This window comes from Shinella sp. (genome assembly GCF_052438155.1).
GTDB lineage: Bacteria > Pseudomonadota > Alphaproteobacteria > Rhizobiales > Rhizobiaceae > Shinella.
Window position 1 is genome coordinate 81136 of the sequence record NZ_JBQVPI010000017.1, and the last position, 25342, is coordinate 106477.

25 protein-coding genes and 1 tRNA gene are annotated in these 25342 nt (G+C 60.7%); 17 read left to right on the forward strand and 9 right to left on the reverse strand.

What is annotated here, in order from left to right; translation table 11 throughout:
* A partial coding sequence (locus ACT6VE_RS24650; RefSeq protein ID WP_444800989.1) for a peptidoglycan-binding protein occupies window positions 1-2979 on the reverse strand: 2979 nt, incomplete at its 3' end.
* A 512-nt stretch (window positions 2980-3491) separates the two neighbouring features.
* Here ACT6VE_RS24650 and ACT6VE_RS24655 point away from each other — a divergent pair.
* The 6 genes from ACT6VE_RS24655 to ACT6VE_RS24680 all read left to right on the forward strand — a co-directional run bounded on the left by ACT6VE_RS24655 (window position 3492) and on the right by ACT6VE_RS24680 (window position 9874).
* Window positions 3492-5288 carry an acyl-CoA dehydrogenase C-terminal domain-containing protein gene (locus ACT6VE_RS24655; protein ID WP_444800990.1) on the forward strand — a complete coding sequence of 599 codons (1797 nt, stop codon included), beginning with the start codon at window positions 3492-3494 and terminating at the stop codon, window positions 5286-5288.
* A 99-nt stretch (window positions 5289-5387) separates the two neighbouring features.
* Window positions 5388-6596, forward strand: coding sequence for an acetyl-CoA C-acetyltransferase (locus ACT6VE_RS24660; RefSeq protein ID WP_257949707.1), 1209 nt, complete (start codon window positions 5388-5390; stop codon window positions 6594-6596).
* A gap of 52 nt (window positions 6597-6648) precedes the next feature.
* The gene (locus tag ACT6VE_RS24665; protein WP_150129959.1) at window positions 6649-6828 is read left to right on the forward strand and encodes a hypothetical protein; all 180 of its coding nucleotides are present in this window, start codon (window positions 6649-6651) and stop codon (window positions 6826-6828) included.
* A gap of 66 nt (window positions 6829-6894) precedes the next feature.
* A complete protein-coding gene (locus tag ACT6VE_RS24670; RefSeq protein WP_444800991.1) occupies window positions 6895-7293 on the forward strand; it encodes a YbaY family lipoprotein in 399 nt (132 codons plus the stop codon).
* A gap of 29 nt (window positions 7294-7322) precedes the next feature.
* The gene (locus ACT6VE_RS24675) at window positions 7323-9533 is read left to right on the forward strand and encodes an FAD-dependent oxidoreductase (protein ID WP_444800992.1); all 2211 of its coding nucleotides are present in this window, start codon (window positions 7323-7325) and stop codon (window positions 9531-9533) included.
* Window positions 9534-9697: 164 nt separating this feature from the next.
* A complete protein-coding gene (locus ACT6VE_RS24680; RefSeq protein ID WP_444800993.1) occupies window positions 9698-9874 on the forward strand; it encodes a hypothetical protein in 177 nt (58 codons plus the stop codon).
* Window positions 9875-9948: 74 nt separating this feature from the next.
* On the opposite strand, the gene ACT6VE_RS24685 is transcribed toward ACT6VE_RS24680, so the two are convergent.
* The 4 genes from ACT6VE_RS24685 to ACT6VE_RS24700 all read right to left on the reverse strand — a co-directional run bounded on the left by ACT6VE_RS24685 (window position 9949) and on the right by ACT6VE_RS24700 (window position 13941).
* A complete protein-coding gene (locus tag ACT6VE_RS24685; RefSeq protein WP_444800994.1) occupies window positions 9949-11004 on the reverse strand; it encodes a sensor histidine kinase in 1056 nt (351 codons plus the stop codon).
* The gene (locus tag ACT6VE_RS24690) at window positions 11005-11451 is read right to left on the reverse strand and encodes a response regulator (protein ID WP_444800995.1); all 447 of its coding nucleotides are present in this window, start codon (window positions 11449-11451) and stop codon (window positions 11005-11007) included.
* Window positions 11448-12944: a sensor histidine kinase gene (locus ACT6VE_RS24695; RefSeq protein WP_444800996.1), complete on the reverse strand. Its 1497-nt coding sequence runs from the start codon at window positions 12942-12944 to the stop codon at window positions 11448-11450. The genes ACT6VE_RS24690 and ACT6VE_RS24695 overlap by 4 nt, the downstream gene beginning before the upstream one ends.
* Before the next feature lie 115 nt (window positions 12945-13059).
* Complete coding sequence (locus tag ACT6VE_RS24700; protein ID WP_444800997.1) at window positions 13060-13941, reverse strand: DMT family transporter; 882 nt, start codon at window positions 13939-13941, stop codon at window positions 13060-13062.
* A 198-nt stretch (window positions 13942-14139) separates the two neighbouring features.
* On the opposite strand from ACT6VE_RS24700, the gene ACT6VE_RS24705 reads away from it, so the two are divergent.
* Both ACT6VE_RS24705 and ACT6VE_RS24710 read left to right on the forward strand, forming a co-directional pair.
* A complete protein-coding gene (locus ACT6VE_RS24705) occupies window positions 14140-15045 on the forward strand; it encodes a DMT family transporter (protein WP_444800998.1) in 906 nt (301 codons plus the stop codon).
* A 94-nt stretch (window positions 15046-15139) separates the two neighbouring features.
* Complete coding sequence (locus ACT6VE_RS24710) at window positions 15140-15802, forward strand: S24 family peptidase (RefSeq protein WP_444800999.1); 663 nt, start codon at window positions 15140-15142, stop codon at window positions 15800-15802.
* A gap of 24 nt (window positions 15803-15826) precedes the next feature.
* On the opposite strand, the gene ACT6VE_RS24715 is transcribed toward ACT6VE_RS24710, so the two are convergent.
* Window positions 15827-16705: a transporter substrate-binding domain-containing protein gene (locus tag ACT6VE_RS24715; RefSeq protein ID WP_444801000.1), complete on the reverse strand. Its 879-nt coding sequence runs from the start codon at window positions 16703-16705 to the stop codon at window positions 15827-15829.
* 57 nt (window positions 16706-16762) lie between these two features.
* Between ACT6VE_RS24715 and ACT6VE_RS24720 the strand changes: the two genes are divergently transcribed.
* The gene (locus ACT6VE_RS24720; RefSeq protein WP_444801001.1) at window positions 16763-18706 is read left to right on the forward strand and encodes a glycosyltransferase family 2 protein; all 1944 of its coding nucleotides are present in this window, start codon (window positions 16763-16765) and stop codon (window positions 18704-18706) included.
* A 100-nt stretch (window positions 18707-18806) separates the two neighbouring features.
* Here the strand turns inward: ACT6VE_RS24720 and ACT6VE_RS24725 are convergent.
* A tRNA-Gly gene (locus ACT6VE_RS24725) sits at window positions 18807-18880 on the reverse strand.
* 854 nt (window positions 18881-19734) lie between these two features.
* Between ACT6VE_RS24725 and ACT6VE_RS24730 the strand changes: the two genes are divergently transcribed.
* The 6 genes from ACT6VE_RS24730 (at window position 19735) to ACT6VE_RS24755 (ending at window position 22618) form a co-directional block, all read left to right on the forward strand.
* Entirely contained in the window at window positions 19735-20256 is a 522-nt protein-coding gene (locus tag ACT6VE_RS24730; protein ID WP_444801002.1) for a hypothetical protein, read from the forward strand.
* A gap of 11 nt (window positions 20257-20267) precedes the next feature.
* Window positions 20268-20393 (forward strand): hypothetical protein, encoded by a 126-nt coding sequence (locus ACT6VE_RS24735; RefSeq protein WP_444801003.1) that lies wholly within the window; start codon window positions 20268-20270, stop codon window positions 20391-20393.
* Between the two features lie 353 nt (window positions 20394-20746).
* Complete coding sequence (locus ACT6VE_RS24740; protein WP_444801004.1) at window positions 20747-21268, forward strand: hypothetical protein; 522 nt, start codon at window positions 20747-20749, stop codon at window positions 21266-21268.
* Entirely contained in the window at window positions 21268-21429 is a 162-nt protein-coding gene (locus ACT6VE_RS24745) for a hypothetical protein (RefSeq protein WP_444801005.1), read from the forward strand. The genes ACT6VE_RS24740 and ACT6VE_RS24745 overlap by 1 nt, the downstream gene beginning before the upstream one ends.
* Window positions 21426-22316, forward strand: coding sequence for an Ig-like domain-containing protein (locus ACT6VE_RS24750; RefSeq protein ID WP_444801006.1), 891 nt, complete (start codon window positions 21426-21428; stop codon window positions 22314-22316). Before ACT6VE_RS24745 ends, ACT6VE_RS24750 begins: the two co-directional genes overlap by 4 nt.
* On the forward strand, window positions 22268-22618 hold the full coding sequence (locus ACT6VE_RS24755; RefSeq protein WP_444801007.1) for a calcium-binding protein: 351 nt from the start codon (window positions 22268-22270) through the stop codon (window positions 22616-22618). Before ACT6VE_RS24750 ends, ACT6VE_RS24755 begins: the two co-directional genes overlap by 49 nt.
* A gap of 271 nt (window positions 22619-22889) precedes the next feature.
* On the opposite strand, the gene ACT6VE_RS24760 is transcribed toward ACT6VE_RS24755, so the two are convergent.
* Together ACT6VE_RS24760 and ACT6VE_RS24765 are read right to left on the reverse strand one after the other, a co-directional pair.
* Window positions 22890-23459, reverse strand: coding sequence for a hypothetical protein (locus ACT6VE_RS24760; protein ID WP_444801008.1), 570 nt, complete (start codon window positions 23457-23459; stop codon window positions 22890-22892).
* A 187-nt stretch (window positions 23460-23646) separates the two neighbouring features.
* The gene (locus ACT6VE_RS24765) at window positions 23647-24546 is read right to left on the reverse strand and encodes a LysR family transcriptional regulator (RefSeq protein ID WP_444801009.1); all 900 of its coding nucleotides are present in this window, start codon (window positions 24544-24546) and stop codon (window positions 23647-23649) included.
* Between the two features lie 45 nt (window positions 24547-24591).
* Here ACT6VE_RS24765 and ACT6VE_RS24770 point away from each other — a divergent pair, with 45 nt between their 5' ends.
* Window positions 24592-25035: a VOC family protein gene (locus ACT6VE_RS24770; protein WP_444801010.1), complete on the forward strand. Its 444-nt coding sequence runs from the start codon at window positions 24592-24594 to the stop codon at window positions 25033-25035.
* Between the two features lie 72 nt (window positions 25036-25107).
* A partial coding sequence (locus ACT6VE_RS24775) for a glutathione S-transferase family protein (protein ID WP_444801011.1) occupies window positions 25108-25342 on the forward strand: 235 nt, incomplete at its 3' end.

The following is a 25342-nucleotide window of genomic DNA, read 5'->3' on the forward strand; positions in this document are numbered from 1 at the left end:
ACCGAAGACAGGCGTGCTGTCCGGCGTCGTCACCGGCTCGAAGCCCGCGTTTGCGGCATCGTCGTTCATTTCGGCGGGCGCGGTCAGCGCCGCGCTGCCGGTTGTGACGGTCTGGGTCGGCGTTGCCTCGGCGCCGGCATTCGTCGGCGTATCGGCAAGGCCGCGCTCGTCGGCGCTCTCGATAGGTGCCGGATCGGTCACCGCTTCGTCGCCGGCGACCGGTGCAGCGGCAATGTTGGCAGTCACGGCTTCGGCCGAGCCACTCGTGGTTTCGACTGGTGCGGCCTCGTTCGTGTTGATCGCGGTCTGCTCGACGACGACCGGCGCCTCGTCGCCCGTCACCAGCGTGCTGACCAGCGGATAGGACATGATCGCCAAAAGCACGGCGCCGACGGCAAGCAGGATCGGACGGCGGTGACGCGACAGGGCGGAGGCCGGCTTTTCACCCTTTGCCACCTTGTCGTCTTTCCTGGCCGGGGCAACGCGGGAGATCGCGTCGGTTTCCTCGGCGGCAACCTTTGCGGCGCGGCGGGCAGCAGCGATCTGTTGGGCCGCCTTGTCGCCGTCGACGCCGGTTGCCGGGCGGTTGCCCGAAGCCTGTCCGGCGCGCACGCGCTCCAGAATACGGCGGACGTCAGGCACGCCGGAGCCCGGCTCCAGCAGCTGGTTCGCCTCTTCAGGCGCCAGCTCGTCGGTGGGGTCGATCGACGGCGTCGGGTCGATCTGGCGGCGCTCGGTCGGCGGCGTGGCGTCCTTGCGGCCCGGCACGAGACGGCGCTTCAGGCCGGCCAGCAGGCCGACCTTGGGCTGTACGTTTGCCGTCTCGTCGCCGGTCGGCACAACAGCCTGTCCCGCGATTTCCTCGGCCGGTGCGGCGCGCTCGGGAACCGGGATGTTCTCGACCTCGATCTCGGCGTAGCGGCTTTCCTCGCGCGGCTCCTCGACTTCGGCCTGGCGGGTCTCGCGCGTGCCAAAGCCGTCATCGTCAAAAGGGTAGTCGTTACCGTAGGGGTTGGAGGCGCGCTCGTCGTCGCGGCCGAAATCCATGGCCGGCATTTCGGCGTGCGGCATTTCTGCACGGGCCATTTCTGCACGGGGTTGGGCGGCCTCGCGGCGGCCGAAGGTTTCGCGCGGCGCGTCGAGCTGTTCCAGGCGGCTCGCGATCTGCACCAGCGTATCGTGCAGCGCATCGAACGTGCGCGCGGTGCGGTCCTCGCTCGACCGGGTCAGCTCTTCCAGTGCACGCAGGTCGTCGGCAAGGCCGGCGATCGCGTCCATGTCGGTAGAGGCGGATGCCGCCGGGCCGGCATGGCGGTAGGCTTCCATCACCGCTTCCGCGGCCTGGCGTGCGGCCTCGACGACATATTCGTCGTTGGTCGCCATATAATCTTCGATCGTCGCGAGACGGTTCTCGACCTCGGCGGGCATGGCGGCGACGGCGGAAGACGGCGTGCTGATCAGCGTGGAGAGATGCGCGATCTGTGCTTCAAGGCCACGCAGCGCTTCATGATCGCCGACGGGGGCGACGCGGGTCGCATCCAGCCGGTCAGCGATTGCCGAGAGCCGGCCTTCGATATGCGAGAAGCGGTCTTCCTGGAACGGCGTGCCGACGGGCGTATCGAGGCCATCGATGCGACGGGCAAGTGCGTCCAGGCGCTCGGCCAGCAGGTCGTTGACGCTGCCCTGGTCGAGCGCATCGATCTTGCGGGAGATGTCGGAGAGATAGAAGGCGAGGTCTTCGTTTTCGCGAACGGGAGCCGCCTGCTGGCTCTGCTCCAGCATCAGCGAGAGCTGCTCGATGCGCTCTTCGAGGCGCAGCGCCGCACGCTCGTTCGACATTTCCTCGATGCGGCCGGCGAGCGCGTCCAGGCGCAGGCCAAGGCCCTGTTCCTGCACCGGCGCCGGGCGGTGCGCCATCACGTCGAGCTGGCTGGCGAGGTCGGCGATGCGGCTTTCGAGGCGCTGCATCATCGGGTTGTCGGTAACCGACGACTGCTGCATGCGGCCTGCGGCAGCAATCGCGCGGCTGATCTCGTCGAGGCGCGTATCCAGCCCCTCAAACTGCGTCGTGACGGCGGAGGCGAAACGGCCGTCGTCCGGCTTGGCCTGGCGCGCCAGCATGTCGATGGCGCGGGCGATGGTCTCCATCTTGCCTTCCAGCGCATGGATCGCCGGGGTGGCGCTGACCGCGCCGATCTGGTTCTTCAGCTCGTCGAGCCGGTAGGCAAGCGCCACCAGTTCGTCGTCGCGGGTCTGGTCGAAAGCCGAGAGCTTCTTTTCGACGCCGGTCCAGCGATCTTCCATGCGGCGCACGGAATCCTCGCGGGCAAGCCCGTCGAGCACCGAGCGCAGTTCGTCGAATTCGACGCGCAGGCCTTCCGTCTGGCCGGCCGACTGACCAGATTGCCGGCCGAGCTGGTTGATGCCGGTGGACAGCCGAAGCAGTTCTTCGCGCAGGTCGTCATTGTTGCCACGGCCTTCGGCGCTCTGGCGGATGCCGCGGATTTCCGAGCGCAGCGTCTGCATCTCGCGCTCGAGGCCGTCGGCAATATCCTTCTTCAGATCGAGGCGCAGCGAAACGAGCGCCTTGGCGATGTCCTCGACCGAGCCTTCGGCGCGGGCGGGCGCCGCGGCCTGGTGGCCACCATAAGCGGCATGGGCCTGCTGGGCAGCAGCATGGTGGTCGCCGGAAACCGGACGGCGCTCGACACGCTGGGCGACGCGCTCGCGGCCGCCTTCGATGGCGCGCTGGCGCTGCATGATTTCGGAGACAGGGTCTTCGCGTAGCGGAATGGTGCGCGAGGATTCGTAGCGGGAAGGCTCGGCGCGTGGCAGAGCACGCTCCTCGCCCCGTCCGCGCGTGTCGCGGCCGTTCGCCATCAGTCCCTCGATGCGGGCCTCGAGCCCTTCGATCGTGCGATTGAGCGCATCCAGCGAGGATCTTTCGCCTGGGCGTTGCGGGTTTCGCGATCCGTTCATCTTTTGCCTCACTTTGGCGGCCATCCGGCTGCCGGGAGATACCCTTGAAGGCACTGCCGCCCGGCTGCGCCCTTTATTCCATTTTCAGCGGGAGGTTTCTTCGCCGCCGTCAAACACCGCATGCGCAGTTGGAAACAGTATCGTCCCTGTCAAATCCGGACTCGCCGTCCGGGGTTCACAGAGGGAAACGAATGATTCCCGATCCCACGCCCTCAAGCGCCACAATTCATGAAACGTGGTAAACAAGGGGTTAACTATCCCAGAAATTTTTTAACGATTTGCTCATAGAATGCTCTTTGGAGGGGAAGACGGCCGGTTGCGGCACAGCAGCGGTCGTTGATGGGAGGCACATCCGGCGCGCTGACGCCCGCCGCTCCACCTCACGTTCCGCCCGTCCCGACGAAAAATTCGCTGCCCTTTGCGTTTTGACGTTTACGCAAACGTCAAAGTTTTATAGTATCCCGCTCCAAGGACCGGACTCATGTCCGTGGGATAGGTGAGGAACGCGAAAGATGCCGATCTACAAGGCCCCCGTGAATGACACGCTTTTCATCCTGAACGACGTTCTGGCGCTCGAGCGGTACAACAACCTGCCGGGCTTTGCCGATGCGACGGGAGACATGGTGGAGGCAATTGCCGGCGAGGCCGCGAAGGTCGCCGAGGAAGTGCTGTTCCCGGTCAACCTCTCCGGCGACCAGGAAGGCTGCGTGCGCAAAGACGACGCCACCGTGACGACGCCGAAGGGCTTCAAGCAGGCCTACGACCTCTACCGCCAGGGCGGCTGGATGGGTCTTGCGGTTCCGGAAGAATTCGGCGGCCAGGGCCTGCCCTATGTGCTGCACACCGCCGTCGGCGAATACATGTCGTCAGCCAACATGGCGCTCACCATGTATCCGGGCCTGACGCAGGGTGCGATCGCCGCGATCCTCGTGCACGGCTCGGACGAGCAGAAAGCCGCCTATCTCCCGAAGATGGTGGAAGGCACCTGGACCGGCACGATGAACCTGACGGAGCCCCATTGCGGCACCGACCTCGGCCTGCTCCGCACCAAGGCCGTGCCGCAGGGCGACGGTTCCTACAAGATTTCCGGCCAGAAGATCTTCATCTCCGCCGGCGACCACGACATGTCGGAAAACATCGTGCATCTGGTCCTCGCCCGCATCGAGGGCGCACCGGAAGGCACCAAGGGCATCTCGCTCTTCATCGTCCCGAAGTTCATGCTCAAGGACGATGGCACGCCGGGCGACAAGAATGGCGTCTCCTGCGGCGCGATCGAACACAAGATGGGCATCCACGGCAACGCCACCTGCGTCATGAACTATGACGAGGCGACCGGCTTCCTCATCGGCGCCGAGAACAAGGGCCTCAACGCCATGTTCGTGATGATGAACGAGGCCCGCCTCGGCGTCGGCCTGCAAGGCCTGTCGATTGCCGAAGTCGCCTACCAGAACGCCGCGAGCTATGCCCGCGAACGCCTGCAGGGCCGCTCGCTCTCCGGCGTGAAGAACCCCAATGGCAAGGCCGATCCTCTCATCGTGCACCCGGACATCCGCCGCACGCTGATGACCATCAAGGCCTGGACCGAGGGCGGCCGCGCCTTCACGCTGTGGACCGCGCTGAAGTCCGATATCGCCCACCGCTCCGCCGACGAAAAGGAACGTCAGGACGCCGACGATATCCTCGGCCTGATGACCCCGATCCTCAAGGGCGTGCTCACCGACAAGGGCTTCGACCACGCCGTCATGGCCCAGCAGGTCTTTGGCGGCCACGGCTATATCGAAGAGCACGGCATGAGCCAGTATGTGCGCGATGCGCGCATCGCCATGATCTATGAGGGCGCCAACGGCATCCAGGCGCTCGACCTCGTCGGCCGCAAGCTCGGCATGAATGGCGGCCGCGCCGTCATGACCCTCTTCAAGGAAATCGGTGATTTCTGCGAGGAGAATCGCAATGACGAGAAGCTCGCAACGTTCACAAAGAGCCTCAAGAAGGGCTTGAACGACCTGCAGGCCGGAACCATGTGGTTCATGCAGAATGCCATGGCCAAGCCCGACAATGCCGGTGCCGGCTCGACCGACTACATGCACCTCTTTGGCCTCGTCGTCGTCGGCTACATGTGGGCCAAGATCGCCAAGGCTGCCGAAGAAGGCCTTGCCAATGGTGCTGGCGAGCGCGAGGATTTCCTGAAGAACAAGCTGATCACGGCAAAGTTCTTCATGGAGCGCCTGATGCCGGAAACCACGCTGCGCAAGACCCGCATCGAGGCCGGTGCGGACACGACGATGGAACTGGCTGCCGAAGCATTCTGATGCTTCGCCCCTCTCCCCCATTGCGGGGCGAGGGGCTAAAGTCGCAAGCCGCGAGCCACGAATTCTAAGGCGCTTCGCGCCGCTAGGGAGAAGAAATCAATGACCGACGTCTTCATCTACGATCATGTGCGCACCCCGCGCGGGCGCGGCAAGAAGGATGGTTCGCTGCACGAAGTGCCGTCCGTCCGCCTCGCCGCCAAGGTTCTGGAAGCGGTGCGTGACCGCAACGGGCTCGACACGGCCAAGGTCGACGATATCGTCATGGGCTGCGTCGATCCTGTCATGGATGCGGGCTCTGTCATCCCGAAGGCTGCCGCCTTCGAAGCCGGCTATTCGACCAAGGCGCCCGGCATTCAGCTGTCGCGTTTCTGTGCGTCCGGCCTCGACGCCGTCAACCTTGGTGCTGCGAAGATCGCTCAGGGTGCCGATGACATCGTGATCGCCGGCGGCGTGGAGAGCATGTCCCGCGTCGGCCTCGGCATGTCGGGCGGCTCGTGGTTCATGGACCCCTCGGTCAACTTCCCGGCCTATTTCATGCCGCAGGGTGTCTCGGCCGACCTGATCGCCACCAAGTACGGTTTTTCCCGCGACGACGTCGACGCCTATGCCGTCGAGAGCCAGAAGCGGGCGGCGCACGCCTGGGAGAAAGGCTACTTCAAGAACGCCGTCGTGCCGGTGAAGGACATCAACGGCCTGACGATCCTTGCCCATGACGAGCACATGCGCCCCGGCACCGACATGCAGGCGCTCGCCTCGCTCAACCCCTCCTTCCAGATGCCCGGCGAGATGGGCGGCTTCGAAGCCGTCGCCATCCAGGCCCATCCGGAAATCGAGGGCATCAACTACGTCCACCATGCCGGCAACTCGTCCGGCATCGTCGATGGTGCCGCCGCCGTGCTGCTCGGCTCGAAAGAGGGTGGCAACATCCTCGGCAAAAAGGCGCGCGGCCGCATCAAGGCTTTCGCCAATATTGGTTCCGATCCGGCCCTCATGCTGACCGGCCCGGTCGACGTCACGGAAAAGCTGCTCGCCCGAGCCGGCATGACGCTTTCCGACATCGACCTCTTCGAGCTCAACGAAGCCTTCGCCGCCGTCGTTCTGCGCTACATGCAGGCCTTCGACATCCCGCACGACAAGATCAACGTCAACGGCGGCGCCATCGCCATGGGCCATCCGCTCGGCGCCACCGGCGCGATGATCCTCGGCACGGTACTCGACGAGCTGGAACGCCGCGACCTCAACACCGCCGTCGTCACGCTCTGCATCGGCGCCGGCATGGGTACAGCGACGATCATCGAACGGGTCTGAGATGGGCGACGCGCGGCCGGACCGGGAATTTTACAGGGCCGAGCGACCTGGGGTGCAGCAAGAACTTGCACATCACTATCGCGACAAGGACATGAGGGACGACTACGAGGCCTTTACCAAGGTCAAGACCAAGGAAGAGATGCGCATTCAGCGCGCAGAACTCCGCGGCACGTTTCTCTTCACCATCCTGTTCATCGGCATATCCGGCCTCGCAATCGCCTACCTCTGGTAGGAAAACTTTCTGGGAAGAGGAGCCCATCGTGAGCGACAAGAACTTCATCACCGAAAGGACCTGACCATGACGAACCCGACCCGCCGCAGCTTCCTCACCCTCGTCGGGGCAGGCCTCATCGCCTCCTCCGTTGAGGCGAGCGATAGCTTCGTGCTGTCGGGCACTGTCACCAATGTGGCGAGCGGTCCGGTTCCGGTCGGTCGGCTGACGATCCGGCTCGAGGAGCAGGGCATCATGGATGTGGCCGCACGGCGCATCGCCCAGACCACGGTCAACAGCAAGGGCAACCGGCATTTCATCCGCTTTTCGATGCGGGTGAAACGTTCGGCGCTCCGCAAGGCGGTAGCACCGGGCTTCACCATCCGCCTCGAGCGCGACGGCCGTCTCATTGCGATCAACACGACGAAACAGGCGTATGGCGGCAGAGGCAAGGCCTCGCTGCACATTGAACCCATTCTCTACTGAGCCCATTCTCTACCGAGGGGGAGAAAACCATGAGCGCATACAAGAATTTCACCATCGAGACCGACGCCGACGGCATTGCGCTGGTCACCTGGGACATGCCCGACAAGTCGATGAACGTCTTCACCATCGAGGTGATGGACGAACTGGACAAGATCATCGACCAGGTCGTGGCAGACGCCGTCGTCAAGGGCGTGGTCATCACGTCTGGAAAATCCTCCTTCTCCGGCGGTGCCGATCTCTCCATGATCAAGGCGAGCTTCGACCTCCTGAAGGACGCGCAGGCGACCGATCCGTCGACCGCCGTCGAAAAGCTGTTTGAAGCCACCGGCCGCATGACCTGGCTGTTCCGCAAGCTCGAAACCTGCGGCAAGCCATGGGTTTCCGCCATCAACGGCACCTGCATGGGCGGCGCCTTCGAAATGTCGCTCGCCTGCCACGGCCGCGTCGCTTCGAATGCCAAGTCCGTCAAGATCGCGCTTCCGGAAGTCAAGGTCGGCATCTTCCCGGGCGCTGGCGGTACCCAGCGCGTGCCGCGCCTTGCCAATGCGCAGGACGCTCTCCAGATGATGACGACCGGCTCGTCGCTGACGGCCGCGCGCGCCAAGGCAATGAACCTCCTGCATCAGGTGGTCGAGCCCGACCAGCTCATCCCGGCTGCCAAGCAGCTCATCAAGGACGGCCTGAAGCCCGTCCAGCCATGGGACGAAAAGGGCTTCAAGGCCCCCGGCGGCGGCATCTGGACGCCCGCTTCTGCCCAGCTCTGGCCGGCTGCCCCCGCCATCCTGCGCCGCGAAACCGCCGGCAATTATCCGGGTGCGCTCGCCATCCTCAAATGCGTCTATGAAGGCCTGCAAGTGCCGTTCGAGACGGGCCTGAAGATCGAGCAGCGTTACTTCACCCATATCCTCCAGACGACCGAAGCCTTCTCGATGATCCGGTCGCTGTTCATCTCCATGCAGGAGCTCGGCAAGGGTGCGCGCCGCCCGGCCGGCGTTCCGAAGTCGGAGATCAAGAAGGTCGCCGTTGTCGGCGCCGGCTTCATGGGCGCCTCCATTGCCTATGTGACCGCTGCTGCCGGCATTCCGGTCGTGCTCATCGACCGCGACCAGGAAGCCGCCGACAAGGGCAAAGCCCATTCCGAAGGCCTCGTCACCGGCGCCATCGGCAAGGGCCGCCTGTCGAAGGAGGACGGCGAGAAGCTGCTCTCCCTGATTACGCCGACGCCGGATTATGCCAACCTCGCCGATGCCGACCTCGTCATCGAGGCCGTCTTCGAGGACCGCAATGTCAAGAAGGAGGTCACCGAGAAGATCGAGGCCGTGCTGCGTGAAGACGCCATCTTCGCCTCCAACACCTCGACGCTGCCGATCACCGGCCTTGCGAAAAATTCCAAGCGTCCGAACCAGTTCATCGGCATCCACTTCTTCTCGCCGGTCGACAGGATGATGCTGGTGGAAGTCATTCTCGGCAAGGAAACGGGCGACAAGGCGCTTGCCACCGCGCTCGACTATGTCGCCGCCATCAAGAAGACGCCGATCGTCGTCAACGACACGCGCGGCTTCTACGTCAACCGCTGCGTCTTCCGCTACATGGCCGAAGCCTATGACATGCTGATCGAGGGCGTGCCGCCGGCAATGATCGAGAATGCCGCCAAGATGGCTGGCATGCCGGTCGGCCCGCTGTCGCTCAACGACGAGGTCGCCGTCGATTTGTCCTACAAGATCTTCAAGGCCTCCATCGCGGACCTCGGTCCGGACTCCGTCGACCCACGCCATATGGAGCTGGTGACCAGGCTGGTGGAAGGCGAAGGTCGCCTTGGCCGCAAGGCCGGCAAGGGTTTTTACGACTACCCACCGAAGCCGGCTAAGAAAAAGCTCTGGCCGGGCCTGAAGGACCTCTACCCGCAGCAGAAGGCGGACGATGTCGACATCAAGGTGATCAAGGAGCGCCTGCTCGTCACCATCGCGCTGGAAGCCGCCCGCACCATGGAAGAGGGCATCGTCACCGATCCGCGTGAGGCCGATGTCGGCTCCATCCTCGGCTTCGGCTTCGCGCCCTACACCGGCGGCACGCTGTCCTACATCGACGGCATGGGTGTCAAAACCTTCGTCGCGCTCTGCGAAAAGCTCGCCGCCAAATACGGCAGCCACTTCCAGCCGACGCCGCTGCTCAAGGACATGGCCGCCAAGGGCGAGACCTTCTACAGCCGCTTCGCCCCGCAGGAGAAGAAGGCGGCCTGAGCCGCCGTCTTCGCCGAAGCCTTGCTCACTGGTGCCCCCTCACAAATGCGAGGGGGCATTTTTCATCCTGTTCCATGCGGAACAGCACGGCGGAAAGCGATGTGGGAAAGTCTGGTCACTGGATGAGAGAGGCTCATCCCCAACCAGAGATCAGGAGAGACCCCATGCGCAAGTTCATCGTTTCCGCCACCGTTGCCCTCGTTGCCACCGTGTCCTTCGCCGCTCCCTCGCAGGCCGGCTATTACAGCTACGGCTACGAACCCTATTGCTTCATCAAGAAGGTGAAGTCCTACGACTACTACGGCAACGTCATCATCAAGCGGATCAAGGTCTGCAAGTAAGCCGCAGCGTTACTGACCTCCCCAAAGACCCGGATGTTCCCTGCATCCGGGTCTTTTGCTTGCAGGGCAAACACTCACGCCGCCCGGGAGGGCTCTCCCATGCGGACCAGCAATTCGGCCCGTGTCCCGGCAGCGCGCGTGGCATATTCCAGCTTGGCGCCGAGGCTGCCCGCCATCGCGCCGATGATCTTGGTGCCAAGGCCGGTGCCGCGCGCAGGCCCCTCGCCGCGCCAGCCGATCCCATCGTCCTCGACGAAGAGCAGCGCGTTATGCGCATCGAGCCGGGTGAAGCCGACGCGTACCTCGCCGCCCGTCTCGCCATAGGCATATTTGAACGCATTGGTGACGAGTTCGGTGACGATCACGCCGAGCGAGACGGCGCGGTCGGTCGAAATATGCAGCGGCTCCAGCGTGCGGTTGAGACGCACGTTGCGGCCCTGGCTTTTCATCGAGGTGTCAAGTTCGGACAGCAGCGTCGAGAGGTAGGCGCCCATGTCGACATTGCGCACATCCTCGGACGTATAAAGCCTGCGGTGAATGCCGGCGATGGCGGTGATGCGGGCCTGCGTTTCGGCAAGCGCCTCCTTCACCGCCTCGTCGGACGCGCTCGACATCTGCAGCCGGATCAGGGCCGCGACGAGCGCCAGAGAATTACCGACGCGGTGGTTCACTTCGGCGAGCAGCACTTCGGCCCGCTCCTTGGCGGCGCGGATTTCCTGCTCGGCCCTCAGCTTCGCACGCTTCAGTTCCGCATTCTCCAGCGCCTGGCCGAGCGCGTTGGCGAGCAGCGGCATGAAGTCGTCGCCGACAGACTTGATGACATAGTCCGCCGCACCCGCCTTCAGCGCCTCGACGGCGACCTGCGCATCGCTCGACCCCGTCACATAGACCACAGGAACGGCACCCGGCGCATCCGCAAGCTCCCTGAGAAAGGACAGGCCCGTGCCGGATTTCAGAAAGTGGTCGAGCACGACGGCATCGAAACCGCCCTCGGCAAAAAGTGCGCGGCCGCGCTCCACGTCCTCCGCATGCGACACCTCGTAACCGAGACGGCCGAGCGCCCGCTCGGCAAGCCGCGCCAGGATCGGGTCGTCGTCGATATAGAGAATGCGGACGGGGGCTTCCTTCATTTACTGCGTCTCGGGAATCTGGATCACGGAGAAGAACAGGCCGAGCTGGCGGATCGCATGCGCAAAGCTTTCATACTCGACCGGCTTGGTGATGTAGACATTGGCGCCGAGATCGTAGCAGCGCTGGATTTCCCGCTCGTCGTCCGTCGTTGTGAGGATGACCACCGGCAGGCGCTTGGTGTGAGTGTTGGTCTTGATCTTCTGCAGGATGTCGATGCCCGACATGTCCGGCAGGTTGAGATCGAGCAGGATCAGCAGAAACCTGCCGGCACTGACGAGACCCGAGCGATCCTTGCCGAGCACGAAATCGAGCGCCTCCGTGCCGTTGGTGAAGGGCACGACCTCGTTGTGCACGCCGGCGCGGCGGATGTTCTTCTCGATGAGGCGCGCATGGCCCTCATCGTCCTCGATCATGACGATGGTGACTTCCTTGCCCAGTCCGTTCATGCCTGCATACTCCTGACAACTTTGCTGAGGTCGGGCGGCAGACGAAGCACGAAGGTCGTCCCCTGCCCGAGTTCGGATCTGACGACAATATCACCGCCAAGATTGCGCATCAGTGAACGCACATGCGCCAGGCCGATGCCTTCGCCGGGCTTGTTCTGCGCGCCCGAGCGGCGGAAAAGTTCGAAAACCCGCTCGTGGTCCTCCGGCGCGATACCGCGGCCATTGTCGGTGAATTCGATATAGAAGCCGGCCCGGCCCGCATTGCGGGCGCTGACGGAGATGCGCAGCGGCCGATCCGGCGATTGGTACTTGATGGCATTGTCGAAGAGGTTGCCGAACACCTGCTCGAGCGACAGCCGGTCGGAAATGACGGTGGGCAGTTTTTCGTCGATGGTGATCTCGCCATCGGATTCGCCGATCTGATGATTGACTGCCGCAGCGCCCGTCTCGATGAGCGCCTTGATGTCCACGCGCTCGATCTTGAGTTCGCGCCGTCCGTCACGCGAGATCTTCAGGATGGCATTGATGAGCCCGTCCATCTTCTTGGTGGAGGAACGGATGAAGCCGATCGCCTCCGGCAGATCCTCGGAGGCGGCGCGGCGTGCCTCGAGGATGTCGTCCACGCTCGGCGGCTTTTCGTCGGCCAGCACGTAATTCTGAATGGAGGCGAGCGAGGCCTGAAGCTCGCTGGTAAAACCCATGATGTTGACGAGGGGCGCGCGCAGATCGTGGGTGACGATATAGGCGAAGCGCTGGACTTCCTGGTTGGCGCGGATCAGTTCCTCCGTCCGCTCGTCCACGCGCTTTTCCAGCGTCGCGTTCAGCGTCTCGACCTCGCGGCGCGCGACGACGATGTCGCGGGTATATTGGGCGACAATGACGGCGGCGCCGCCCAGCACACCGATAATGGCAATGGCACCGATGACTGTCGTCCATTGCAGCGCGCCAGCGGACCAAAGCATATCGATGATGCTCTCGTGCAGCCGCCGGTCGGCATCAGCCATGATGTCGCCAAGCCGGGTGCGCAGCTGGTCCATGATAAGACGGCCGCGGTCGGTCTTGACCTGGGCAACCGCATCGGCTGCCCTGCCCTGTTCCATTGCCTCGACCGTCCCGGCAAGCTCAACGAGCTTTTCCGAGACAAGGCGGCCTATGTCGGGCATGCTCTCGGCATAATGGGCAAAGCGCGAGGCTTTCTCTTCCAGCACCCTCTGTCGCTTGGCAACGGCCTTCAGCGCGTCGTCGTAGGGCGTGCGAAAACTGGCCTCGCCGGTGATGATGAAGCCGCGCTGGCCGGTTTCGGCGTCCTTGAGGGTCGAAAGCAGGTCGGAGGCAGCGCTGCGAACCTCGCGCACGTCAACCAGTTCGGCGAAATTGGTCTGTACCTTGCTGACAAGCCAAAGGGATGTGCCGACGATGCCGAGCAACAAGATCATGCCTGCTATCAGCAGGATAATGGTCGAGCGCACGAATGCGGCGTTCGATATCGGCATTCCACCCCCGGTTAAACCTGCCAGCCAAGCGGCGACAATATCGTCATGCGGCCTGCACGCAACCAACGAAAGGCAAAAAGCGGGGATTCTTTTGGTTGTTTCGCACCTTAACGGCTCAAGTGCGAACCCGGAAACGCCCCCCGAACCGCTCAGTGGCAATGATGATCAAGCCGGCGGAAAAGATCAGCACCGCGCCGGCGAAGACGTTCGGGCCGGGTACGTCGCTCCAGATGAGATAGCCGAGTGCGAAAGCCCAGACGAGCGAGGTGTACTCAAAGGGCGCCAGCACGGAAACCGGCGCGCGACGCATGCCCTCGAACAGCGCGAACTGGCCGATGCCGGCAAGCACGCCCGTTCCAGCCATCAGCGCGAGGTCGACGGCAGATATCGGCTGCCAGACGAAGGGCACGACCAGGGCGGTGTAGAGGACGAACAAGCCGCTCGATATGGTCATCTGCACCTGCGTCCGTTCCTGCAGGGCCGTCTTGCGCAGAAGCACTGTTGCGATCGCCCAGAAAATGGCGGCCTGCAAGGCGAGATAGACGGGCAGCGACAGTTCGATCCCCTTGACCGCGACCCCGCAGGCGATCACCACGCCGACGAAACCGGTTGCGACGGCAAGCCAGCGATAGCCCGGCACCTTCTCGCCGAGGATCGGCACGGAGAGGATCGTCATGACCACGGGTGAGGCATAGTAGAGCGTCGTCAGTTCGGCCAGCCCGAGATCGCGCGCGGCCGTATAGTAGGAAAGCCAGGCCGCCAGCAACAGGAGATTGCGCAGGAAGAGCGGCTTCAGCACGGGCGAGTGGCGCGCGGCCCTGAGGATCGGGCGCCCGCCAAAGGCGAAACAGAGCAAAAAGATCGTGACGCTGCGCACGAAAAGGATCTGCCAGACCGGCAGGGCCACCACGAGCCATTTGACGGAAGCGTCCTGCACGGAAAACAGGAAATAGGCAAACAACGTCAGTAGAATGCCGGAAGAAACAGTCTTTTGCACGGGATGAACCTCGACGGCGCGGCAAAGGCGCGCCTGCTCCTTGATAGCGTGCCGTTCGATGCAGCGAAAGTGGCAGGAAATCACGGGGGAGGAAACTTTTCCCACCCACTGCAATTCGCCCCGTAAACCGCCACGAAAAGTGCGGCGACGCGCAAGTTTACACGTGCAAGCACGGCGGGACGGGTATATGCGCGGACCATGGATTCCAAACGACTCGGCTACGGCTTCACCCTGCTTGCGATCCTGATCTTCAGCCTGCAGGACGCCATCTCGAAACATCTCGGCAGCGTCTATCCGCCTGTCTTTATCGCGATGCTGCGCTTCTGGGCTTTTGCCGCCTTCGTCATGGTGTTGGGCGCACGCAATTCGGGTGGTTTGAAAGTCGTGGCGGCGACGAAGCGACCGGTCCTGCAAATCCTGCGCGGCATTCTTCTCGCCGTCCAGATCGTCATCACCATCACCGCCTTCACCACCGTTGGCCTTGCCCATTCGCAGGCACTCCTGGCATCGGGACCGATTTTCGTCGCGCTGCTTTCAATGCCGCTGCTCGGCGAACGCGTCGGCTGGCGGCGCTGGACGGCGATCGGCGTCGGCCTGTGTGGCGTTCTGGTCATCCTCAACCCCGCCGGCAGCAACTTCGACCTCTCCGTACTGCTGCCGCTCGCATCCGCGTTGATATTTGCGCTCTATGTGATCGCAACGCGCCTTGTCAGCCGGGATGATACGGCCGCGACAAGCTTCTTCTACACCGGCGTGGCGGGTGCCGCGGCAATCTCCCTTGTCGGGCCTTTCTTCTGGACCAACCTTGCCCCTGTCGACTGGTTCTGGATGGGGCTGCTCTGCATCACTGGCACGTCGAGCCACTACTTCCTGATCCGGGCCTACGATCTGCTCGACGCGGCGGCCGTCCAGCCGCTGACCTATCTCCAGGTCGTGCTGGCGGCGGTCATCGGCGTCAGCATCTTCGGCGAAACGCTGAACTTCAACATGATCGTGGGCTCGGCCATCGTCGTTGGCGCCGGCATCTTCACCATCTGGCGCGAAAGCGTCGTGGCGCGACGGCGCGCAGCCGAAAATCAGGCGAAAAACGAAACAGGAAAATAATCCTTTTTTCTTTACTCGCAAACCGTCCTTGGCTATGCTTCCGATCAATCGGACCGGCACTGGCCGGTCCGCGGCCTTGGCAGGGTTTTACAACATGTTCTCCCATGACCGGATCTGGGCCGCGATCGACGCCCTTGCCGAACGCAACCGGCTCTCCCCGTCCGGGCTTGCCCGCCGTGCCGGGCTCGACCCGACATCCTTCAACAAATCGAAGCGGCAGGGCGTGGACGGGCGCCAGCGCTGGCCCTCGACGGAATCGATTGCCAAGGTGCTCGACGCGACAGGCGCCTCCATCGACGAGTTCTTCACGCACACCGATGCGATGCGCGAGGCCGTCCTGCAGCAGGACGGTTTTCCTCCCCAGATCGGCACCATTCCCCTGCTCGGCTTCGCTCAGGCGGGCGCCGGCGGCTTTTTCGACGACGGCGGCTTTCCCGCCGGCCAAGGCTGGGACGTGGTGGAATTTCCCGCCTCGCCGGCCCATAAGGCGGGCGTCTATGCGCTGGAGGTGCAGGGCGACAGCATGATGCCGCTCTATCGCGACGGTGACGTCCTGATCGTCGAGCCGGGCGCGCAGGTGCGGCGCGGCGACCGCGTCGTCGTGAAGACCCGGGAAGGCGAGGTCATGGCCAAGGTGCTGTATCGCCAGAGCCCGCGCAGCATCGAGCTCGTCTCGCTGAACCCAGATCATCCCAACCGCAACTTCGACATGGACGATGTCGACTGGATCGCCCGTATCATCTGGGCGAGCCAGTAAGTAGCCGGCTGGAAATGCTTTAACTCAGCCGCCGTAGAGGTTGATCGGGAAATATCGCAGATAGATTTCCTGCAAACGGCCGTTGCGCGACAAAGCCAGCAGAGCGTGATCAATCGCCTCGGCAAGCACGGCATCCTGCTTGCGGACCATGATTGCCAACCCTTCCCCGAGAAACAGCTCGGACAGGTAGGGACCGTCGAAGAGGCGGCAGCAGCCGGCGGAATCCGTCCCGTTCGTCCAGAAGGCCAGTTGCAGGCCATCGCCGAAGACCCCATCCACCTTGCCGTCCTTCAAGGCCGCAAGCAGCGCCGCTCGGTCGGGAAATGCTTCAGGCTGGATGCGCGGGAAGAACGTGCCCAGCATCGCCTGGTGCGCACTGCCTGCGATGACACCCACCCGTTTGCCATACAGCGCCGCAGCGGTCTCCCCGGCTGGCGCCGTTTTCCTTGCCACTGCGAAGCGGGCGGGCAGGCGCATGAACGGCCGGGAGAAGACGAAACGCTCACGCAGTTGCGCCGTGACGGCCACGCCCGCAGCCACCGCCTCGCCATTGCCGTCCAACAGCGCCTTCTCCAGCTCCGGGAAGGTCACGGCCTGGACCTGGCATTTGTCCGTCAGGGCAAGTTCGCGGCAAATCTCGCGAATGAGGTCGACGTGAAAGCCGGCGAGCTTGCCTGTCTGGTCGATGAAATTGAACGGCGGGAAATCCACGGTGGTCAAAAAGCGCAGGCGGACGATCCCCGACAGATCCGGGCGAGCGATACGCTCGCGCGTGTCGAAGAGGATCGGCAGGTCGACCGACGGCCGTTCCTGCGCGGCAGCACCAGGCGGGCTCACCGCTATCAACACGCAAAGCGCAAGAAGCCAGTGAAATTTAAAGGATGAAATTCCGTTATACACCATTACAATCAACTTGGGGTTTCAATGGGGCGCTGCCGTTTAAACGGCAACGGGGGCTGCATGCGACTGGCAGAATATCCCGATGACGTCGCTTTCGCCACTGCAATCGGCATTGCACCGGCGTGCCCGGTACCGCAGGCCGAGCTGCACGTCCCCCCTGGCCTGATGTCGGAAGCCCGCCTTTTTCGCAGGCTGGGTCTCTCCAAAACATTGATCTCAACGATGCTGGTGCAGGCGAGCCGGCATGGCACGACCCTTGAGGCAGAGTTCCTCGCGAGCGGGGCGGTTTGCGAGGCGACGTATTATGAAGCGCTCGCCGAAATCTTGGGCCTGCCGTTCCTGCCGCAACTGTACCCGGACCAGATCGAGGATATTCCCGACGCCGACACGCAGTTGATCGAGCCGACCGTTATCCGGATCCGCCATCCCACCCAGGCTCCCCTCACGGTGATCGTGCCGAGCGCCGAAAGGCTCGCCTATCTGGGCGAAAGCTTGCATTTCTCTCCCGCCCTTCGCACGATGCTGGCCGCCACCACGCCCACGGCTCTTCGTGCGGCCTTGTGGCAGGCCGGCGGTTCGCGGCGCCTTCGCGAAACGGTCGACCAGCTTTTTCGCGGCATGCCCGAGGCCAGTGCTCGCATTACATTGTGGGGACAGCAGGGTTTTTATACCGGAGCGGCGATATCGATCATGGTCGTACTGACCATCGCCGCGCCGGAGATCGCGCTGCTCCTGCTGCATATCGTGCTGAGCTGCTTCTTCTTTGCTTCGTTTTCCATACGCCTTGCGGCCATGCGCGCCAGTAAGCGCGCGGGAAACCGGCCGCTCCCCCGTCCCCCGGCGGTTCGGCGCCCCATCTACTCCGTCTTCATCGCGCTCTATCGGGAAGCGGCCGTAGTCCCGCAACTCATCGACACGCTGAATCGGCTGGAATGGCCGGTCGCTTGCCTCGACATCAAACTGATCTGCGAGGCTGACGACCAGGAAACGCTCGATGCGCTTGCCGCTATCCGTCTCGGCCGGCAATACGAAGTGGTCGAGGTCCCGCCCGGTCATCCCCGCACGAAGCCGAAAGCGCTGTCCTACGCGCTTGGCGCGGCGCGCGGCGAATATCTGGTGATCTACGATGCGGAGGACCGGATCGACCCACTGCAACTCGAGGAGGCCTGGCGCACGTTCGAGGCCGGCTCGCCGGATGTCGCCTGCCTTCAGGCTCCACTCATCATCACCAATGCGCAGGAGAGCTGGCTGAGCGCGCTCTTTGCCCTGGAATATGCCGGCCTGTTCCGCGTGCTTCTGCCGCGCCTTGCCGCCGCCCGCCTGCCGATGCCGCTTGGCGGCACGTCAAACCATTTTCGCACCCGCGTTCTAAAGCAGGTCCGCGGGTGGGACCCCTACAATGTGACGGAGGACGCCGATCTGGGTCTACGTCTCTATCGGCTGGGATATCGGTGCGGCACGATCAGCCGGCCGACCTATGAGGAGGCGCCAACCACGGTGCAGGCCTGGCTCGGCCAGCGCACGCGATGGTTCAAGGGCTGGCTGCAAACATGGCTGGTGCTGATGCGGCAGCCTGCCCGGCTGGTACAGGATATGGGGCTGGGGCCGAGCCTTGTCTTCCAGGTGCTGATCGGCGGGCTTATTCTGTCATCGCTGGCCCACCCCCTCATTGTAGGCTATCTCGGCCTCATCGCCTGGCAACTAGCCTTCCAGCAGACCTACTTCGCCGGACCACTTCACCTGACCCTCACTACGGTGGACATCGTCAACATTTTCGGGAGTTACGCAGTCTTCATTGCGCTTGGCCGCAAAGGCATGACACCGCAGGAACGGGCAGCAGTCGGCTGGCGCTGGACGATGACGCCCGTCTACTGGCTGCTCGTCTCCCGTGCAGCCTGGCGCGCCGTGGGCGAATTGCGCAGCAACCCCTTCTTCTGGAACAAGACGGCCCATCGTCCCACGCAAACGGCGCCAGAACGCCCGTCAGCACCCGAAACCGTTTGAGAATGCAGACAGGATCGCGAACGGTAGATGTAAAATACACCGTAAAACCGCCCGAAAGACGATCGGCTTGGATGTCGCGCAAGGCCCTCGCAAACCGGGCTGGAGCGGGTAGCGGGAATCGAACCCGCGCGTTCAGCTTGGGAAGCTGACAAGCTACCATTACATCATACCCGCAAGGCAGCGCGACGGCGCAGTCATTCAACAGTTCGCCGGGCGTGTCAAGCGAAGGACTATGCGGGAGAACACTTCCGAATTCCCGCCCTTCTGCGCATCAATCGTCTGAAAGCAACCGAATTCTCTGGGCCGCTCGTTGTTGTTCGTTTCATAGTTGGCGTTGTCATAGGTCGCTCTCACGGATAGCTTTCCACCGAATGACCGCCCCAACATCCGATCCCGCACTAGCGAAGATTCATACGCTCCTCGCAAATCTCCTTCATCCGTCTTTCGAGAGCGGCCTACAGAAGACCCGCAAACAGCGAGTTGGACGATCGATCGATCGAAAGGAGGGGGCGAAGCCTCACTGCTTGCGAAACGGCACGGTCCCGCCAACACGGGAGGCCAGACCAGCGCAGCGGCTGGCCGAATGGAGCGGGCCGGAGGGACTGAGGCTATTGGGTCAAGCCTTGACGTCGATGTAAGCTGGAAGGAGGGTTCCACGCGCGCAGACAGCGCGCTCACCGATCCGGCGGCTGCAACGCAGATGCCACCGCTCTCCGAAGGAGGTTGTGTCAAAAGGGACAACTTTTCAAATCGGGTAACCTAAACAGGTAATCCGGCAGTGCTTGTCTTCCCTGATCACGTCTTTCACAACAACGTCACTTGACCGTCTTTAACCATCCTAGGTAGGTGTCTAAGCGTGGTGGCTCGCAATTAAAGCGCGATCTTGATCCTCGTCCAATGAACAACATTAATGTCGGAGTACATGGGTGGCCTGCGTTACGGAATACCCAAGATTCAACGTTGATCACATTTCTCGATATGCCCGGATAACGAGGAAGGCACTCCTGCATAGATGCAGTGTCGTTCCAATGGCCCTATCGCTCAGCGTGTTTTTTTTGCCGTTCGCGCACGTTGGCGCAACCGACCTCAAATCGAAAACTCACCCTGATCACACGATCGCTTATTGCTACGAGGCTCTTATAGCCAACCTCGAAGACATTTCGCGATACTGCGGCGGAGCAATGCTTAATCTCCGAATAAGTGGCGAAATCAAGGATTCTATACCGTGGAGCAATAGGTCGGAACTATTGAGCGTTCTAAAGAAAAATCTTTCGCGCTATGAAATCAAAGAATTAAAAGACGCCGCAACGATTGATCCGCATGAAATGAACAGGATCGTCCGCGATGCCGAGGCGGGAAAAATAATACTCGAAAACGTTACATATTGCCTGGCGGACATTAAATACTCTTTGAATAAATCTTCGCCGCACTGCGGATACGTATCGGCCATTATAAATCTGTCAAAATACAACAATCAAATTGATTACACAAAATCATTGTCCCGCGCTGACCTTTTTAATTTTTCCAAGGAAGTTTTATCTAGTCGGTAATGGAGCTTTCCATGTCCATTGAAACTGTACTGCCACACGTTGTCATCATTGGTGCGACGCCCGGCGAGCATGCGCAGATTGAACAGATCGTCCGAGACACTTATGCGGGTTCGCCCCCGGGCGCAGCAAATGCTTGATCTTGTAGTCTCTTTAAATCGCCTCCTTGAAATTGAAAAAAGGCTCGCATAATGAGTCGACTATTGGCGTGTTTAAAGTGAAACTCAACGTTGAGCAGGGGGCGACCAAAAAAATCGTATCAAATTTTTGAGTTGTTTCTCATTATAGTTTTTCAAAGATACTCATACATGAAATAATACATGCCGTCTCCGGCACGTTTGACTATCCAAACATTATCCATCCGATAAACCTAACGCCCCCCCCCGGATATGATTACGTCGGCGGGACTGTTCCCATTGAGAATCTTATTTTCTCTCAACTCGGAGACGCCAATGACCGAAATTCGTATTTTGCGACGATCTCCGACCAAGACTTGGCGACGCTTGGCGTTCAGGAGGAAGAATCCCTCACAAACGGCGCTTTCGTAAATCTCGTCATTATTGATCCGCGTGCGTACGACGCTATCGACACGAGCGATATTGATGATGACGTCCTGCTCGTCGGCCTGAGCAACGCAGATCGGGTGAAGGCAGGAGGCGGCGATGACCACTTGTATGGTGGAGATGGAAACGATCAAATCATTGGCGGAAAGGGCATTGATCGCCTCTATGGAAACGCCGACGCCGATATAATGGTGACCGGCGAAACCTCCCTGACGAATTTGGTGAGTTTCAACCTCAATACAGAAAATACCGAATGGGACGATGGCGTGACCGACTACATGTCTGGCGGCAGTGGTGCGGATATCTATCTGGTTTACTCCGACAGGACATATTTCGACGGTCCCAGCTCGGAAGATTTCATGATGAACGCCTTCAATAACGAAATTGATTTCGTCGGCAGTAAGGACGAAATTTCAACACGCATTTCCAGTTCATGTTTTACGGTGATATAATGAGCGCTACGATCACGGCGAAGAACTTTAAAGACGCGACATTGTTGGAGTTTACCAACAATATGTATGATCTAGGCACCGATGTGACATATATGTGGGGAGGCGCTGAAGTCACTCAGACTTTCAAAGGACAACTTTTCGGCTCAAAAAAATACTTTTGACGATCGCATTCCCTGGTAGCGAAGAGTTAGCTATACTTGGTGGTATTTACGACTTTATGGTTGGACCGGTTGACCCGACCGATCCCACTGATCCGACCGGCCCTACAGATCCAGGCAACACGGGTTGGCTCGGTACGGACGATATCATTACGACGTCTTTGAACGCTCAGACGACTACCACCCCATTGGCCAATGATAACTTCCCAAGCGGGGGCGGCGCAGCAGCTCTCATCGTCTCGGGGGTAACGCATGGAAGTCTTCTGAGGAACGGTTCAAGTTTTGAATACACGCCCAATGCAGGGTTCTCGGGGGTCGACACATTCCGCTACCATATCGTGAATGGCGACGACGAAGTCATGACCACGAAGACAAGCTTGGGGATCGTTGTTGTCGGGACCGACATCACGGTTGCCAGTGGTACGGATTCGGACGAAACCCTGAACGGTGGCGGGCAGAGGGATGCCCTGTGGGGCAAGCTTGGCGACGACACACTGCTGAGCGGCGGCGGTAGCGACACGTATATCTACTCCAGGGGGGACGGAAACGATTACATTGACGACGAGGCCGGCTCCACGACGAATGTGGATGCCCTAAAATTCACGGACATCAATCTCTCCGACGTCACCTTCACGCTGGATTCCGTGAACAGCGTATTCGTCACCGTGAATTCTACAGGTGGTGTTATCACTCTTGACGAGCAGTCCTATGACGCAAACGAAGGATGGGGCCTCGAACGCATCGATTTTGCCGATGGCGTGTCCATCAACCTGACGCACTCGCGGGATGAAGCGTGGACGTACAACGGCACTAACGGCAATGATAGCATTACCGGCGCGATTTGGGGCCAGAAGGACATCTTCTCGGCGGCAAGGGTGATGACTATCTGAATGGCGAAGCTGGCAGCGACACCTATGTCTACACCAGCGGCGACGGTTCAGATACCATCGATGACGAGGTTGGTTTCGCGGATCAGTGGAACGTGGACGTCTTGCTGTTCAACGACCTGAATACATCGGATGTCAGCCTCTCTCGTGAAGGTGCGGAACTCAAGATACTGGTCACCTCGACAGGAGACGTTATTACGGTCGATGACCAGTTCTACTCGACCGTCGATAATTTGGGTATCGAGAAGATCAAGTTTGCCGATGGATCGGTGATGGATCGCGACGATATTCTTGCCTTCGTGTAGAGTAAGACAACAACGGCGCGGTCTGTCGGGAGGCAGGCCGCGCCCACTTATTCGACCTGCATCAAAACCGTCGCGATCCGCGTTCCCTCAACTTCCTCGAAGCTCTCGCCTGCCCTCCTCCACCCGCAAGCCTCGTAAAACGTAATCGCTCGGTCATTAAAAGCAACGACGTCCAGCCGACAACCACCAGCAAGCACTGCATTATGCAGAAGCCATGGCCTGATCCTATAGCCTGGAAATCGAGCGTCTCCCTAGACGTAACCGACGAACTTCACTTTTGACCTTCCAATTTTGGATTAATAGCCAAACCTGGCTTCAACGCCTCCAGAACCGCCGGCGGAAGATCAACCAGTTCTAGATCCGTAAGCATTCGAGGCTCACTCCCGTCCGTCAAAAATTGGGCATCAAATGGTGAGCCATCCTCCATGGTACCGTTACAGTGCACCTTTGCTGGCACTCCCTGAAAGGGATTGTCATACCAACACTTCCCGAACGCCTTCGTCTGCGATGGAGGCACGCCTTCAATCCCTAGATTCAACAGGAACATGTCGACGCGAGTCTCATCCGTGTCAGGAGAAGGGTTCGGACGATCTTCCCCGCTGATGGTCAGCACGGCTTTGTCGCTGATGAAGAAATAGAACCCGATACGCCCATTCCCATGGCCAGAGTTCAATACCTTGCTTTCGCATGCATCTGAAAAGTCGTGGCCGGACGCAATGAGGACCCTGCATTTGCCTGTCATCACGCTGACATCTATACGCTCTGCGGAATAGGAGGTCGCTCCATCACCGAGGAAGCATGCTAGTGTTACAGCAATGCCCCAAATTTTCGCTCGAGGCATTTTCGATGTCTCATTAGATGCGTGAGAGAGCAACCGTATTTTGAACGTCCGATAGTGGAAAGCATGGGATCGGAACATCAGCAAAGCGCCTTCATTTCGGATGTTCAAGGTTCATGATTGAACTCTGAAAGCGGAAATTCGCTGCAGCGGGACTAAACGACAGCTTTGCATTGAACTTGAAGAACTATTATTCGCCGATGAGTTTTTCAGCGGTCCGCCTCCAATAGGGATCTCGAACGAACTCTTTGGCAAGAAATCCCATCAGTAGCGATATTCTGTGTACACCCCGAAGGTCTGGATGGGTGAGCACCCAGAGCGTGTTCGCGGGTGCCGTGTGATAGGTGAAACACCGCTTCAGGTCTGAACGGCGCAAATCGTCCGGCAAGAGCGCAACACCGCAGCCCTCCGCTGCCAGACGCGCCATGGCGGTGAGATCATCGCATGCGATTGCCGTCACAGGCTGCTTTTCATTCAACACGTCACGAAAAGCCGGATGACGGAGCAATTGTCCTACCGGTGTGGCCAATTGATGTTGTGAAAGGTCGGATGGGCCGTCCAGCCGCGCAGCGGTCTCGAGGTAGGAGGGGGCCGCGTAGACAGCCCAATCGATATTGAGAACACGCCGCCCCCAAAGATGGTCAGGCGGATTATGGGCGACTCGCAAGGCGACGTCCGCGCCCCGGTCGGACATGTTCATTTCCTGGTTCGAAACCAGAAGTTCCACCCGAACGTTGGGATGCGCCTCGCTGAAATTCATCAGATAACGCGGCAACACGGTGTCGGCAAAACTGCGCGGCGCGGTAAGGCGCACAATGCCCTCGGCATTTCCGTCCCTGCCGCTTACACGCCGGTCGATCGCCTCGAAAGAGCGGGCGATACCAAGACCTATCTCGCGCATTTCATTGCCCGCGTCCGTCAACACAAACCGGCCTTTGACACGATCGAACAAACGCGTGCCCGTCTGCTCTTCAAGCAGGGCAATGTGCCGGAAGACCGTCGCATGGCTCAGTCCGGTAAGCCTGGCGGCACGAACCTGAGAGCCCGTTTCGCAAACCGCGAGAAACACTTTGACGAGGTTCCAGTCCAAATTCTGGCCAACTTCATTTCAAATTTGCAATAAGAAATCTCACAAATGCATATATCCGTCTTTTCTGCAACAGAATATCCTCAACTCATATCGACAACGGCAATGAAGGACATGAATATGATTGGATACGCTTCGCTTGGCACGGCCAACCTTTCCCGCGCGGAAAGCTTCTATGACGCATTATTGGCGGAGTTCGGCGCAAAACAGGTGATGCACATGGATGATTTCATCGTCTGGGCAGTCGAAAATGGCGGCGCTGCCTTTTCAATTCATGTTCCTGAAAACGGAAAAGAATATTCGGTCGGCAACGGCGTAATGATTGCGCTCGCGGCATCCGGCCAGACACAGGTTAACCTGGTGCATGAGAAGGTTTTGAAATTGGGAGGCGTCGATGAAGGCAAGCCCGGATTTCGGGCCGAGGGCTTTTACGCCGCCTATTTCCGCGATCTGGACGGCAACAAACTCAATGTCCACTGCATGGTCAGTTGAGCCATGCCGTTGGAACCCTACAAGATCGTAGGGCACAGATTGTGCCCTTATGTGCAAAGGGTCGTTATCGTCATGATCGAAAAAGGCATTGACTTTGAACGGATCGATATCGACCTCGACAATAAACCCGCCTGGCTCGGCGATATATCGCCGGGTCTTCAAGTGCCGGTATTTTGGGCTGGGCGCGACGAATGGCTATTCGAATCCGGTGTTATTGCCCGTTATCTGGATCAGGTGACAGAGGGAGGTCTGATGCCCAGCGATCCTTGGGCGGGTAATCCCCCCGTTCTTAACGGGGCTCTACGGT

Bases quoted from the DNA above. Each gene is read 5' to 3' on its own strand.
- ACT6VE_RS24655 (WP_444800990.1), top strand. From the start codon at position 3,492: ATGCCGATCTACAAGGCCCCCGTGAATGACACGCTTTTCATCCTGAAC.
- ACT6VE_RS24660 (WP_257949707.1), top strand. From the start codon at position 5,388: ATGACCGACGTCTTCATCTACGATCATGTGCGCACCCCGCGCGGGCGC.
- ACT6VE_RS24670 (WP_444800991.1), top strand. From the start codon at position 6,895: ATGACGAACCCGACCCGCCGCAGCTTCCTCACCCTCGTCGGGGCAGGC.
- ACT6VE_RS24675 (WP_444800992.1), top strand. From the start codon at position 7,323: ATGAGCGCATACAAGAATTTCACCATCGAGACCGACGCCGACGGCATT.
- ACT6VE_RS24680 (WP_444800993.1), top strand. From the start codon at position 9,698: ATGCGCAAGTTCATCGTTTCCGCCACCGTTGCCCTCGTTGCCACCGTG.
- ACT6VE_RS24685 (WP_444800994.1), bottom strand. From the start codon at position 11,004: ATGAAGGAAGCCCCCGTCCGCATTCTCTATATCGACGACGACCCGATC.
- ACT6VE_RS24690 (WP_444800995.1), bottom strand. From the start codon at position 11,451: ATGAACGGACTGGGCAAGGAAGTCACCATCGTCATGATCGAGGACGAT.
- ACT6VE_RS24695 (WP_444800996.1), bottom strand. From the start codon at position 12,944: ATGCCGATATCGAACGCCGCATTCGTGCGCTCGACCATTATCCTGCTG.
- ACT6VE_RS24705 (WP_444800998.1), top strand. From the start codon at position 14,140: ATGGATTCCAAACGACTCGGCTACGGCTTCACCCTGCTTGCGATCCTG.
- ACT6VE_RS24710 (WP_444800999.1), top strand. From the start codon at position 15,140: ATGTTCTCCCATGACCGGATCTGGGCCGCGATCGACGCCCTTGCCGAA.
- ACT6VE_RS24715 (WP_444801000.1), bottom strand. From the start codon at position 16,705: ATGGTGTATAACGGAATTTCATCCTTTAAATTTCACTGGCTTCTTGCG.
- ACT6VE_RS24720 (WP_444801001.1), top strand. From the start codon at position 16,763: ATGCGACTGGCAGAATATCCCGATGACGTCGCTTTCGCCACTGCAATC.
- ACT6VE_RS24730 (WP_444801002.1), top strand. From the start codon at position 19,735: ATGGCCCTATCGCTCAGCGTGTTTTTTTTGCCGTTCGCGCACGTTGGC.
- ACT6VE_RS24735 (WP_444801003.1), top strand. From the start codon at position 20,268: ATGTCCATTGAAACTGTACTGCCACACGTTGTCATCATTGGTGCGACG.
- ACT6VE_RS24745 (WP_444801005.1), top strand. From the start codon at position 21,268: ATGAGCGCTACGATCACGGCGAAGAACTTTAAAGACGCGACATTGTTG.
- ACT6VE_RS24760 (WP_444801008.1), bottom strand. From the start codon at position 23,459: ATGCCTCGAGCGAAAATTTGGGGCATTGCTGTAACACTAGCATGCTTC.
- ACT6VE_RS24770 (WP_444801010.1), top strand. From the start codon at position 24,592: ATGCATATATCCGTCTTTTCTGCAACAGAATATCCTCAACTCATATCG.